This window comes from Curtobacterium sp. MCBA15_016 (assembly GCF_001865105.1).
In the GTDB taxonomy this organism is placed as follows: Bacteria; Actinomycetota; Actinomycetes; order Actinomycetales; family Microbacteriaceae; genus Curtobacterium.
On record NZ_MJGR01000045.1, the window covers coordinates 8,919 to 9,364 of the forward strand.

Consider the following 446-nt stretch of genomic DNA (forward strand, 5'->3'; position numbering starts at 1 on the left):
CCTCGGCGCGCTCGGTGCCGCCGACGGGGCGATGCGCGCCTCCGACATCGCACGGGCGATCGGCCTCGGCACGTCGACGACCGGGCGGCTCCTCGCCACGCTCGAGTCGCTCGAGTACGTGCGACGCGACCCCGAGTCGCAGGGGTACTCCGTCGGGCGGGCCGTCCTCGAGCTCGCCAGCCAGGGGCTCAACCACAACCCCGTCCACCGCGAGAGCCGGGCCGCCGCGCAGGAGCTCGCGCACCGCATCGGCCTCACCGCGAACGTCGGGGTGCAGGACGACGCGGCCTGCATCTACCTCTGCCACTTCGAGGGCTCACTCGCCCCGAAGTCGCACACCATGATCGGCATGCGGCAGCCGCTGCACGCCTCGGCGCTCGGCAAGGCGCTCATGCTCGACCTGTCACAGGCCGAGCGGGAGGCGCTGCTCGGCGCGGACCTCGCGC

General features: G+C 74.0%; 1 protein-coding gene. It reads left to right on the top strand.

Annotation, left to right across the window (positions count from 1 at the left end; translation table 11 throughout):
• On the top strand, positions 1-446 hold a 446-nt coding region (locus tag BIV03_RS16145; RefSeq protein WP_139202039.1), incomplete at both ends, for an IclR family transcriptional regulator.